This window comes from Stenotrophomonas lactitubi (assembly GCF_002803515.1).
Classification (GTDB): Bacteria; Pseudomonadota; Gammaproteobacteria; order Xanthomonadales; family Xanthomonadaceae; genus Stenotrophomonas; species Stenotrophomonas lactitubi.
This window is the reverse complement of the sequence record NZ_PHQX01000002.1, coordinates 172,979-185,624: the sequence shown is the minus strand read 5'-3', so window position 1 is coordinate 185,624 and position 12,646 is coordinate 172,979. Positions and strand designations below refer to the sequence as shown.

10 protein-coding genes are annotated in these 12,646 nt (G+C 69.2%); 7 read left to right on the top strand and 3 right to left on the bottom strand.

Annotated features, from left to right (window positions below; all coding sequences use genetic code 11):
• Positions 1-2: 2 nt before the first annotated feature.
• From CR156_RS20315 to CR156_RS20295, 5 genes are read left to right on the top strand one after another with little or no spacing between them, the layout of a single operon-like run.
• Complete coding sequence (locus CR156_RS20315; protein WP_100554336.1) at positions 3-986, top strand: AAA family ATPase; 984 nt, start codon at positions 3-5, stop codon at positions 984-986.
• A 7-nt stretch (positions 987-993) separates the two neighbouring features.
• The gene (locus CR156_RS20310; protein ID WP_100554335.1) at positions 994-1,890 is read left to right on the top strand and encodes a DUF58 domain-containing protein; all 897 of its coding nucleotides are present in this window, start codon (positions 994-996) and stop codon (positions 1,888-1,890) included.
• Entirely contained in the window at positions 1,887-3,008 is a 1,122-nt protein-coding gene (locus tag CR156_RS20305) for a BatA domain-containing protein (protein ID WP_100554334.1), read from the top strand. Before CR156_RS20310 ends, CR156_RS20305 begins: the two co-directional genes overlap by 4 nt.
• Positions 3,005-5,170: a hypothetical protein gene (locus CR156_RS20300; RefSeq protein WP_100554333.1), complete on the top strand. Its 2,166-nt coding sequence runs from the start codon at positions 3,005-3,007 to the stop codon at positions 5,168-5,170. The genes CR156_RS20305 and CR156_RS20300 overlap by 4 nt, the downstream gene beginning before the upstream one ends.
• A complete protein-coding gene (locus tag CR156_RS20295; protein WP_100554332.1) occupies positions 5,167-6,972 on the top strand; it encodes a hypothetical protein in 1,806 nt (601 codons plus the stop codon). The genes CR156_RS20300 and CR156_RS20295 overlap by 4 nt, the downstream gene beginning before the upstream one ends.
• A gap of 72 nt (positions 6,973-7,044) precedes the next feature.
• On the opposite strand, the gene CR156_RS20290 is transcribed toward CR156_RS20295, so the two are convergent.
• Complete coding sequence (locus CR156_RS20290; protein ID WP_100554331.1) at positions 7,045-7,719, bottom strand: hypothetical protein; 675 nt, start codon at positions 7,717-7,719, stop codon at positions 7,045-7,047.
• Positions 7,720-7,756: 37 nt separating this feature from the next.
• Complete coding sequence (locus CR156_RS20285) at positions 7,757-8,278, bottom strand: hypothetical protein (RefSeq protein ID WP_089241765.1); 522 nt, start codon at positions 8,276-8,278, stop codon at positions 7,757-7,759.
• A 182-nt stretch (positions 8,279-8,460) separates the two neighbouring features.
• Here CR156_RS20285 and CR156_RS20280 point away from each other — a divergent pair, with 182 nt between their 5' ends.
• Together CR156_RS20280 and CR156_RS20275 are read left to right on the top strand one after the other, a co-directional pair.
• On the top strand, positions 8,461-10,950 hold the full coding sequence (locus CR156_RS20280; protein WP_100554330.1) for a DEAD/DEAH box helicase: 2,490 nt from the start codon (positions 8,461-8,463) through the stop codon (positions 10,948-10,950).
• Complete coding sequence (locus tag CR156_RS20275) at positions 10,947-11,966, top strand: ribonuclease H-like domain-containing protein (RefSeq protein ID WP_100554329.1); 1,020 nt, start codon at positions 10,947-10,949, stop codon at positions 11,964-11,966. The genes CR156_RS20280 and CR156_RS20275 overlap by 4 nt, the downstream gene beginning before the upstream one ends.
• 51 nt (positions 11,967-12,017) lie before the next feature.
• Here the strand turns inward: CR156_RS20275 and CR156_RS23075 are convergent, their stop codons facing one another.
• Positions 12,018-12,572 carry a hypothetical protein gene (locus CR156_RS23075; protein WP_176429897.1) on the bottom strand — a complete coding sequence of 185 codons (555 nt, stop codon included), beginning with the start codon at positions 12,570-12,572 and terminating at the stop codon, positions 12,018-12,020.
• Positions 12,573-12,646 lie beyond the last annotated feature (74 nt).

The following is a 12,646-nucleotide window of genomic DNA, read 5'->3' as shown; positions in this document are numbered from 1 at the left end:
CCATGACTTCCCCCGACCTCGATACCCTGCTGCCGCGCCTGCACGATCTGCGCGCTGCGCTCGCCCACGCCGTGGTCGGCCAGCACACGGTGGTCGAGCAGTTGCTGATCGGCCTGCTGGCCGGTGGCCACTGCCTGCTGGAAGGCGCGCCGGGGCTGGGCAAGACCCTGCTGGTTCGCTCGCTGGGGCAGGCACTGGAACTGCAGTTCCGGCGCGTGCAGTTCACCCCGGACCTGATGCCCAGCGACATCCTCGGCACCGAACTGCTGGAAGAAGACCACGGTACCGGCCATCGCCATTTCCGCTTCCAGCAGGGCCCTATCTTCACCAACCTGCTGCTGGCCGACGAGCTCAACCGCACCCCGCCCAAGACGCAGGCCGCGCTGCTGGAAGCGATGCAGGAACGCACCGTCAGCTACGCCGGCACGACCTACACGTTGCCGGCGCCGTTCTTCGTGCTGGCCACGCAGAATCCGATCGAACAGGCCGGTACCTATCCATTGCCCGAAGCGCAGCTGGATCGCTTCCTGCTGCACGTGCTGGTCGATTACCCCAGCGAGGAAGAAGAGCGGCAGATCCTGGAACAGACCACCGGTAGCGCCACTGGAAGCGTGCCGAAGGTGATGGATGCCGACGCGGTGATCGCGCTGCAGGCAGCGGTGCGCCAGGTGCATGTCAGCCCCGACGTGCTGGCCTGGATCACCCGCTTGGTGCGCGCCAGCCGTCCCGGCGAGGGCGCACCGGCGGCAATCAACCAGTGGGTGAAATGGGGTGCAGGCCCGCGTGCCGGGCAGTCGCTGGTGCTGGCCGCCAAGGCCCGCGCACTGCTGCAGGGACGTTTCGCCGCCACCCGCGAGGATGTGCAGGCGCTGGCCGCACCGGTCATGCGTCATCGCCTGCTGCTGTCCTTCGCCGCCGAGGCCGAGCAGAAGCGGGCTGACGATGTGGTCGCCGCACTGCTGCAGGCCGTTCCATTCCCCGGTTGATCCACTGGTGACTGCCGGCACGCCGCTGCTGCTGCCACCCGACCTGCGTGCGCGACTGCGTGCGCTGCGGCTGTGGCCACGCCTGGCCAGCGGCGCGAGCGGCATTGGTCAACATGCCAGCCGCAGCCGCGGCGCCGGCCTGGAATTCGCCCAGTACCGCGCCTACGAGCCCGGCGACGAACTGCGCCAGATCGACTGGAAGCTTTACGCGCGCTCGGACCGCTTCTTCGTGCGTGAATCCGAGCGCGAAAGCCCGATCACCGTGTGGTTGCTGCTCGATGCCACCGCCTCGGCGGGCCAGGCCGACCGCGCGGCACCTGGACGCAGCCGCCTGGATCACATGCGGCAACTGGCAGCCTGCGTGGTCGAGCTGGCACTGCAGCAAGGTGATCGCTTCGGCCTGCTGGCCATCGACGGCGAAGGCCTGCAGCTGGTGCCGGCCGCACATGGCGCGCGCCAGCGTGACCGCGTGCACCTGCAACTGCATGCCCTGCAGGCGCGTGGCGGATGGCCGACCGCCGAGCGCCTGCGGCCGCTGTGGGAGCGCGTGCGCCCTGGCGATCTGCTGCTGGCCATCGGCGATGGTTTTGATGACGCAGGCATCGTGCTGCTGGAGCAGTTGGCCAGCGCGCGCCGCGAGGTGATGCTGCTGCAGGTGCTGACCGCCGACGAACGCGATTTCCCGTTCGACGCAGGTCATCGTTTCCGCGACCCGGAAACGGGCGATGAACTTCTCGGCGATGGCGCCGCGATCCGTGCCGACTACCTGCAGCGCTTCGCCGAGGCCCATGCCGCGCTGCAGGCGCGGTTGCAGTCCAGTGGCATCGCCACCGCCACCGGTTGGCTCGACCAGCCGCTGGACCAGCCGCTGCAGGCGCTGTTCGGCCGCAGGGGCGGCGCATGAGCCTGCTGTTCCCGCTGGGCCTGGCGGCGCTGGCTGCATGGCTGTTGCCACTGCTGATCCACCTCGCCCGTCGTCATCCCTATACGCCGCTGGATTTCGCTGCGCTGCGCTGGCTGCGCGCCCAGATACGACCGCGCCAGCGCATCCGCTTCGATGATTGGCCACTGTTGCTGGCGCGCCTGCTGTTGCTGGCCGCATTGGCCCTGCTGCTGGCGCGCCCGGCGCTGACCGGTCCTGCACCGGTGCCAGCGGCGTGGACGGTGGTGGCACCGGGCCTGGACGCGAACGCACTGCGCGGCAACGCCGATGCACGCAACTGGCATTGGCTGGCGCCGGGCTTTCCGCCCATCGACCAGCCCACGCCGGTGGACGCTGCTTCCCTGCCCAGTCTGCTGCGCGAGCTGGATGCGCAGCTGCCGGCCGGCACCGCGCTGACCGTACACGTACCCGATCCCTTGCCCGGCCTTGATGGCGCCCGCCTGCAGTTGTCGCGCGAGGTGCAATGGCAGCCACACGCGCTGGCCGTCACCGCAGCGCCGCACGCCTCCGTGGCACCACGCCTGCGTACGCGCAGCGATGCCCCGGCGGCAGCGCTGCAATGGCTGGGCGCGTTGCAGCGCGCATGGAGCACGCAAGCGCTTGCGGCTCCCCTGGCCGACGATGCGTTGCCGGGCCGCGGTGAGATCGGCGTGTGGACCGGCACCGATGTACTGCCTGGCACCTGGCAGAGCTGGCTGCAGCAGGGCGGCACGGTGCTGACCGCTGCCAAGCCGCCAGCGGGCGCAGCCGTCCTGCTGCGTGATGCAGACAATGTGCCGCTGCTATGGCTGCAGCGCATCGGCCAAGGCCGCCTGCTGCATCTGCGCGGCGAATGGAACGCGGCCCGCAACAGTGCACTCCGCGATGACAGCCTGCCCCGCGACCTGCTGCAGGCCCTGCAACCGCCATCGACCCCGCACCTGGGTGACGCGCAGGACCAGGCGCCACGTCGCGCGACGCTGCCAGCGGCAACGCCGCCCCTGCGTGAACCGACCTCCTGGCTGCTGCTGATGATCGTGCTTCTGTTCGCGCTTGAGCGCTGGATGGCGAGCAGCGCGCGACGCAGGGCTGCACCATGAAGACGCTGCAACAGGCATGGCAGCGCGCACGCCGGCGCCGCGCCGCGGTCACTCTGCTGCTGGGCCTGCCATGGGCGTTGGCGGCGGCGGCACTGGCGCTGCGCCTGTCGGGTTTTGATATCGCCTGCGTCGTGGCGACCGTGGCCCTGCTCCTCATTGCGGCCGTGGCAACCACGCGCGCCCGGCAGCTGGACCGGCGCTGGCTGCAGCGCAGGCTGGATGCCAGTGGTGCCAGCGAGGACAGCGCCGACCTGCTGTTCGCCAACGCCGCCACACTCAATCCACTGCAGCAACGCCAGCGCACGCACGTGCTGGCGGCGCTTGAACGCAATCTCCCCGAGCTGCGACCACGCTGGCCGCGCAGGGCGGTGGCGCTGTGCTGGATCGGCGGCATCGCCGTCGCTGGGCTGGCACTGGGCTGGCCGCACAACGCCGCACCGCGCACCGCCGCCCTTGCGACACCGCAAAGCAGCAGCCAGGCCGGTCCACTGCGTCTTCAGTCCACCCGCCTGCACATCGATGCACCGGCCTACACCGGCCAACCCACGCGTACACAGAACGCACTCGACGCCAAAGTCGCCGCCGACAGTCGCGTGTTCTGGTCGCTGCGCTTCGACCGTGCACCCAGCAAGGCCTGGCTGCAGTTCCACGATGGCCGTCGCCTGCCATTGCACGAGCACGACGGTGAGTGGCAGGCGCAGGATGTGGCGCGCACCCCGGTGCTGTATCGCGTGGTCAGCGAACCGGCGCTGGCCGACACCCGCCTGCATCGGCTCGACGTGGTCGCCGACCGTGCGCCCACGGTGCGCGTGATCGACCCTGCTGCCAGCCTGGTGTTGGGCAGCCCCGGGCAGCGGCAGTGGACGCTGCGCTTCGAGGCCAGCGACGATCATGGCGTCCTCCCGCAGGCGACGCTGTCGATCACCACCACCCAAGGCAGCGGTGAGAACATCACTTTCGTCCGGCGCAGCGTGACCCTCAACGGCAGCGGCGAGGCGACGGCACGGCGCTTTGCCCACACCCTCGACCTGGCCGCTCTGGGCGCACAGCCCGGCAACGATGTGATCGCCCAACTGGAAGTGCGCGACAATCACGCGCCGACAGCACAGGTCGGCCGCAGCAGCAGCGTGATCCTGCGCCTGCCCAGCACCGAAGCCGTGCTCGGTGCCGAACTGGAAGGCCGCATCAAGAAGACCCTGCCTGCGTACTTCCGCAGCCAGCGGCAGATCATCATCGATGCCGAGGCGTTGATCCGCGAACGCCGGGGCGTTGCCGCCGATACCTTCATCAAGCGCAGCGATGCCATCGGCGTCGACCAGCGAATCCTGCGCCTGCGCTACGGCCAGTTCCTGGGCGAGGAAAGCGAGGGCGCGCCGAAGCCACCGCCGACCAGCGACCTGCCCACCAGCGATACCCCCGCGGCCGACGCGCACGATGACGATCATGAGCACGATCACGAGGCGCAGGCAGGCGCACATGACGAGCACGGCCACGACCACGGCGGTGCGGCCAACGGCAGCGACACGCCGCCGGTGTTCGGCAGTGCCACCGACGTGCTGTCCGAGTACGGGCATACCCACGACCACGCCGAGGCGGCGACACTGCTTGACCCGCAGACGCGCGCCACACTGAAGGCAGCACTGGACCAGATGTGGTCGGCCGAAGGCGAGCTGCGCCAGGGGCGCCCCGAGCAGGCCCTGCCGTTTGCCTACAAAGCGCTGGCATTCATCAAGCAGGTGCAGCAGGCCGAGCGCATCTACCTCGCCCGCGTCGGCCCGGAGCTGCCGCCGATCGACGAGGGCCGACGCTTGAGTGGCGACCGTGCCGGGTTGGCCAGCCGCGCACTGCCGCTGGCCGCGCGCACGCCCCTTGACCCAGCCGTCGTCGAGGCCTGGCAGCGATTGGGCGACGAGGGCGGTACGCCCGACCTGAACATGCTGGCCGCTTGGCAGCAGCGCAACAGCGCCTTCCTGCCCGACGCACTGGACCTGGCTGCCGCCATCGAGCAACTGCGCATCGAACCCGGCTGCACCGAGTGCCGACAGCGCCTGCGTGCGCAGCTGTGGCGCGCACTGCAGCGGCCACTGCCGCAGGTGATGCGACGCAGTGCAGCCGATGCCATGGGGCAGCGCTACCTCGACGCGCTGGAGGCCCAGCCATGAGCACATCGGCATTGAATGTGTGGATCGCGCTCGTGCTGGGGCTGATCGTGCTCGTCGCCAGTGCCCGCCAGCTGCGTTCGCCCACGCGGGGTCGCGGCCGTCTGATCGCCGTACTCACGCTGCAGGCCGCCGCCGCTGCGCTGCTGTACGTCTGCCTGCTGCCGCCATCACAACGCGTTGCCCCGACCGGCCTGGTGGTGATCGGCGCCGAGGCCGACAAGGCGGGTGCGCTGCCGGCCGGCGCAACCCGGGTTCTGCTGCCGGAAGCAACGGCCATGGCCGGTGCAGCGCGCGTGCCGGACCTGGCCACCGCATTGCGCCGCTATCCGTCCTCTACGGTGACCCTGGTCGGAGCCGGTCTGGCCGCGCGTGATCGCGATGCCGGACTGCCCACCGATACGCGCTGGCAGGCAGCGCCTGCACTCAACGGTTGGATCACGCTGCAGCCGCCTGCGGACGCAGCTCCCGGTGCCCGCTTCGATGTGCACGCACAGGCACGCGGCGTGGAACGCGCGCAGGCCGAACTGCTGGACCCGGCTGGCGCCGTGGTCGATCGTGCGCCGCTGGCAGCCGATGGCCGTGTGCAGCTCAGCGGCATCGCCCGCGCCGAAGGCCGTAGCGTGTTCCAGCTGCGCCTGCTGGATGCGCAGGGCCATGTGGCCGACAGCGTGCCGGTGCCGCAGCAGACGCTGGCCGCCGCTCCGCTGCGCCTGCTGGTGCGCGCTGCTGCACCGGGCGCCGAACTGAAGTACCTGCGCCGCTGGGCCACCGATGCCGGCATCCGCGTGCAGGTACAGGCCGAGACCGGCGCAGGTCTCAGCGTGGGCGATGGCAGCGTGGCGTTGGACGCAGCCACGCTGGCGCGCAGCGACCTGCTGCTGCTCGACGAACGCAGCCTGGCCGCACTCGGCGCCGGTCAGATGGCGGCCGTGCGCCAGGCCGTGCGCGACGGCCTTGGCCTGCTGGTGCGCAGTACCGGCGCGCCATCGGCCAGCGCACGGCAACGCCTGCGCGATCTTGGCCTGCCGTTGCAGGGCGATGCCGGCAGCCAGATCGCGGCGAAGCCCGGCGAGGGTGACGCCACGATGCTGCAGGCACGTCGCGGGCCCCTTGCCGCCGGCACCCTGCCCACCGGTGATGGCGAAGAAGCGGACCGCGCGTCGCACGCAGCAGCGCTGCCGGCGCTGGAGTACCTGGCACTGCAGGCCGACGGCAGCCGCGCCCTGCTGCGGGATCGCGACGGCAAGCCCATCGGCGGTTGGCGCGCCGTCGGCAAGGGTCGCATCGGCATGCTGCCGATCACTGACAGCTGGCGCTGGGTACTGGCCGGTCGCGAGGATCGCCACGGCGAGTTGTGGAGCTCAGTGTTCGCCACCCTGGCACGCGCGCAGGCTGGTACCGAAGGCCCATGGTCGCCACAGGCACTGGCCTGGGCCGGCGAACGCCAGTCGCTGTGTGGCATGCAGGCACCGCTGCAAGCCTTCGACACACACGGCAAGGGCGTACCGCTGATCGTCGACGGCAGCACCGGCGCGGCGCGATGTGCGGGCTGGTGGCCGCGCCAGGCCGGTTGGCAGCGCCTGCAGCAAGGCGACCGCGTGCATTGGCGCTACGTGTTCGATCCGCAGCAGGCCTCGGCGCTGCACCGACAGGCGATGATCGATGCCACCGCGCAGCGGCTGGCTACATCCGCACCGGCTACCTCGCAGGCGGACCAGCGCGTTCCGGGGCCGCGCTGGCCGTGGTGGTTGGCGTTCGTGCTGTGCGCATCGCTGCTGTGGTGGCTTGAGCGACGGCGCTGATTGGAACGCAAGCACCATCCACGCATGGCGTGGATCTACTGACGCCATGCGTGAATCGACGGAATGCGCCGTTCAACGTTTCCCGGCGCGCCGGTACACGCCGTTGAAGCGCACGTTCATGCCGCCGCACTCGCTGTTGTCGGCCACGATCAGCACGTCCCCCAGCAGCTGCGCGTGCACCGTGCAGGTGTCTTCCACGAAGTCGACCTGGGCGCCACGCGGCGCCGCCTGTGCACTCACCGCGCCGATGTTCGGGCCGCCCGGGCGTTCGGCCGGCGTCGGGTTGGCCGAGGGCCAGTAGGCATCGCCTTCCACGTGCAGCTGGCCGTCACGCACGCGGATCTGCAGGCCGTTGTCACTGTCCTTCCAGTCTCCCGACCAGGCCTGCAGCGTAGGGGTGGGAACCGGCAACGCCTGCAGCTTGCTGCGATCCACCCAGCCTGCGCTGCCACCGACCTTGTTCGGGAAGAAGGCGCAGCGGTAACCGCCAAGATCGCGCCCGGTCACCACCGTATCGCCGCTCACCACGTAGCTGCGCTGGCGGCAGGCGGGTTCGCCTTTCGCGGGGCAGCCGTCCATGTCGCCGAGCAGGTACAGGCGCGGCGTGCCGACCACCTTGGCCAGGGCAAAGCCCGATTGCTCCGAAGGAAACGCGCCATTGCGGCAGGAGCCACCATCGGTCAGCTCGCTGGCGGACACGGCAAGCGGGCTCAGCGTCGCAAGCAGGAACAGGGTACGTAGCAGCATCCAGGCAGCCTCGAAGGGAAGGTCCGCAGGATACCGCCTACTTCTGAGGCGGTGCCCCGCAACCGTCCTGCTGCGCGCAGAACTGCAGTGCGCGCCGTTGCTGCTCGGCGCTCAGTTCCGGTGGCGGCCGCGCGATGGCCGACTGGATCTGGTCCGGGCCACCGGTGAGCTTGTTCACTCCCTTTGCGGCCGCCATCACGCCCTTGACCACGCCCATCATGATGTAGCCCCCGGCCATGCTGACCTGTTCGGGCGACGGCGGCTCGCTCCAGTTGCGGCTGAAGCGGTTGTTCTCGGCCTTCAGCGGATTCTTGAAGCGGTACAGGTCCAGCGGCTGGTCGTCTTCAGGCTTGAGCGCACGCACTTCACCGAGGGTGGTGACGTTGTCCTGCGGCAGGGTGCTGGAAACCGGCGCGGTGATTGCTGCCGGTGCGTCCGCAGGGGGAGCAGGCGCAGGGTCGGGCACTGTCACCGGCGCGGCCTGCTGCGCCTGCGCGATGCCGGTCAGCAGCAGGCTGGCCAGAAGTGCTCCCTGCGTTCCACGTCGTGCCACAGCCATCCACCCTGTTGGTTGCGTCCAGCGACCAAGGATACGGATGCGGGCTTCAGATTTCGTTGGCGGTGGCACGGGCGTTCAGCGCACAGCGCGCCGCACTGAATGATTCACTCCCTCCCGTCACGGTGTCTCACATGCTGAGACCCATCTGTGGTGCCATGTGACCCCCTGAAAATCCTCTTCCCATGGCCTACGAACTCGCCAAGCGCACCGCCGATGCGGAGCAGCAGCTCGCTACCCGCGATGGCCTGCCCGCCCGCGATGGCGCCCTGCTCAGTGCACGCCTGCAGCGCCGCTACCAGGATCGCATCACCGGCAGTTTCGCCATTCCCGGCCGCGAAGGCCGCTACGCGCCGATTCCCGATTCCGTGCCACCGGCCCTGGCTGCGGCACTGAAGGCACGCGGCATCGAGCAGCTCTATAGCCACCAGGCCGAGGCCTGGGACGCCAGCCAGCGTGGCGAGCACGTGGCCATCGTCACCCCCACTGCCAGCGGCAAGTCGCTGTGCTACACCCTGCCGGTGGTCAGCGCCGCCATGCAGGACAAGGCCAAGGCGCTGTACCTGTTCCCGACCAAGGCACTGGCCCAGGACCAGGTGGCCGAACTGCTGGAGCTCAACCGCGCCGGCGACCTCGGGGTGAAGGCCTTCACCTTCGATGGCGACACCCCCGGCGATGCCCGCCAGGCGATCCGCCTGCATGGCGACATCGTGGTTTCCAACCCGGACATGCTGCACCAGGCGATCCTGCCGCATCACACCAAGTGGGCGCAGTTCTTCGAGAACCTGCGCTACATCGTCATCGACGAAGTGCACACCTATCGCGGCGTGTTCGGCAGCCACGTCACCAACGTGCTGCGCCGGCTCAAGCGCATCTGCGCGTTCTACGGGGTGCAACCGCAGTTCATCCTGTGCTCGGCCACCATCGGCAACCCGCAGGCGCATGCCGAGGCGCTGATCGAAGCGCCGGTCACCGCCATCACCGAATCCGGCGCGCCCAGCGGGCCGAAGCAGGTGCTGCTGTGGAACCCGCCGGTGATCAACCCGGACCTGGGCCTGCGTGCCTCGGCGCGCTCGCAGAGCAACCGCATCGCCCGCATCGCGATCAAGTCCGGGCTGAAGACGCTGGTGTTCGCGCAGACCCGGCTGATGGTGGAGGTGCTGACCAAGTACCTGAAGGACATCTTCGACCACGACCCGCGCAAGCCACCGCGCATCCGCGCCTACCGCGGCGGCTACCTGCCCACCGAGCGCCGCGAGACCGAGCGTGCGATGCGTGCCGGCAACATCGACGGCATCGTCAGCACCTCGGCGCTGGAACTGGGCGTGGACATCGGCAGCCTGGACGTGGTGATCCTAAACGGCTATCCCGGCAGCGTGGCCGCCACCTGGCAGCGCTTCGGCCGCGCCGGCCGCCGCCAGCAGCCCGCACTCGGGGTGATGGTGGCCAGCTCGCAGCCGCTGGACCAGTACGTGGTGCGCCATCCGGACTTCTTCGCCGAGGCCTCGCCCGAACACGCGCGCATCGCGCCCGACCAGCCGTTGATCCTGTTCGATCACATCCGATGCGCGGCATTCGAACTGCCGTTCCGGGTCGGCGATGGCTTCGGCCCGATCGACCCGGAAGTGTTCCTGGAAGCACTGGCCGAAACCGAGGTGATCCACCGCGAAGGCGAGCGCTGGGAATGGATCGCCGACAGCTACCCGGCCAACGCGGTCAGCCTGCGTGCGGTGGCCGATGGCAACTTCGTGGTGGTCGACCGCAGCGATGGCCGCCAGCAGATCATCGCCGAGGTCGACTATTCGGCTGCCGCGCTCACCCTGTACGAAGGCGCCATCCACATGGTGCAGTCCACCCCCTACCAGGTGGAAACCTTGGACTGGGAAGGCCGCAAGGCCTATGTCACCCGCACCCACGTGGACTACTACACCGACAGCATCGACTTCACCAAGCTCAAGGTGCTGGACCGTTTCGATGGTGGCGTGGCCGGCCGTGGTGATTCGCACCATGGCGAAGTACACGTGGTGCGCCGCGTGGCCGGCTACAAGAAGATCCGCTACTACACCCACGAGAACATCGGCTACGGTCCGGTCAACCTGCCCGACCAGGAACTGCACACCACCGCAGTGTGGTGGCAGCTGCCGCAGGCGCTGCTGCTGCGCGCCTTCGCCAGCAAGCAGGATGCGCTGGATGGGTTCCTCGGCGCCGCCTATGCGCTGCACATCGTCGCCACGGTGGCGGTGATGGCCGATGCGCGCGACCTGCAGAAGTCGGTGGGCAACGGCGATGGCACCTGGATCGCGATTGCCGACCAGAGCGGGCGCGGCCAGCTGCGTGGCAGCGATGGCGAGCCGGGCGCGGTGGAACTGCTGCAGGAGTTCGTGCCGACCGTGTACCTGTACGACAACTTCCCCGGTGGCGTCGGTCTGAGCGAGCCGTTGTGGCAGCGCCAGGCCGAGCTGGTACAGCGCGCGCGCGAACTGGTACAGCGCTGCGACTGCAGGGCGGGTTGTCCGGCCTGCGTTGGCCCGGTGCTGGCCGCGCAGGAACAGGATGAAACCTCACCGCGTGCGCTGGCGCTGCGCGTACTCGACCTGTTCGATGCCGATGCCTGCCAGCACGTCGCCGACGTGGTGGTGAGCACGCGCGACCCGATGGAGCTGATCGCCCCGTGAGCCTGAGCCTGGACAAGCTGCGCCTGCTGCGGAAGCAGGCCGGTGACCCGAAAGCAGCCACGCCTGCCCCGCCGGCGCAGGACACGCCACCGGTGCTGGTGGCCGCCAACGATGCGCGGCAGCCACCGGCCGAGCGTTCGGTGTTTGCCTGGGTGGAACAGGAGATCCGCCACAAGCCGACCGGCCCGGCCACCTCCGCGCCTGCGCCGGCAACACTGCGACGGCCCGAGGTCGGCAGCCTGCATCGCCTGCTCGGCATGCGCTCGCGTGGCGGCCCGGCGCCGGCACGCGCCAATGCGCAGGACCGCCAGCTGCCCGGCGAAGAGATCGCGCCCGGCCTGTTCCTGATCGAGTCGTTGCTGCCGCAGCCGATTCCCGCCATGCCGCTGTCGCTGGCGTTCGCCAAGCGCGAAGGCCAGCACGTGGCCGCACGCGACCTGCTGTTCTTCGATACCGAGACCACCGGCCTGGCCGGTGGCACCGGCACCCGCGCCTTCATGATCGGCGCCGCCGACTGGCACGTGTGCCCACAGCGCGGCGAGGGCTTGCGCATCCGCCAGTTGCTGATCTCCACGATGGCCGCTGAAGAAGCCATGCTGGCCACCTTCGCCCGCTGGCTGCAGCCGCATACCGTGTTCTGCAGCTACAACGGCCGCAGCTACGACGCACCACTGCTGAAGACGCGTTACCGGCTGGCCAGGCAGGCCGATCCCATCACTGCGCTGGACCACGTCGACCTGCTGTATCCCACCCGCCGTCGTTATCGCGGTACGTGGGAAAACTGCAAGCTGTCCACCATCGAGCGGCAGCTGCTGCGCGTGGTGCGCGAGGATGATCTGCCCGGCTCGGAAGCCCCTGCTGCGTGGCTGCGTTTCCTGCGCGGTGGCGATGCGGTGAATCTGCGCCGGGTGGCCGACCACAACCACCAGGACGTGGTGACCCTGGCGCTGCTGCTGCAGCGGCTGGTGCGGGAAGAGCAGCGCGAACGGGAGACGCTGGCGCTGGTAAGCGGATGATCGTGTGCAGTGCAACGCACCGCAGCTCCGCTGCGGCTTTTCCCTGGCGCTTCAGCCTGTAAACAGATTCCGCAGGCGTCCAACAAATCCACCTTGCGCAGGCGCGGTGCCTGGGTTGGACGTCTGGCCCGCCGCTGCGGTGATCCGTTCGGCAATGGCGTAGTGGTCCAGAGTCGACGCCAGGTGCGCGGCCAGTTCGTCCACGGCAACCAACAGCCGTTCCATGTCCTGTTCCGGGTCTGCATGGAACCAGTCGATGGTGAACTTCAGCGTTTCGCCGAACTGCTGCTCCAGCGGCGGCAGTGCCAGGCTGCGCAGCTGCATCAGCGAACCACTCCTCGCAGCATCGCGCACCCACCAGGACAAGAACTCAAGCGCTAGCCACCCTTCCGCGCCATCGTTCAGGTCGAACTCGATACCGATCAGCAGCTCATGGGGCAAGCTGCCTTCGCTACGCCGCAGCACGGCCAGCGGCAGGTCTGCATAGGGCAATTGCGACAGTTCGCCTACGGCCATCTCCGACAGATCATGCTTGGTCACCGACGCGCTGCGCACGCCAGGAATAGACGACACCACATCGGCCAATCGCTGGACACGCTCAACCATGGGTTTGCACCTCGGATTTCCTGGGGGGGGGAAGACACTAACCGCTGCCCGCACAGGCTTCAATCAGATCGGTC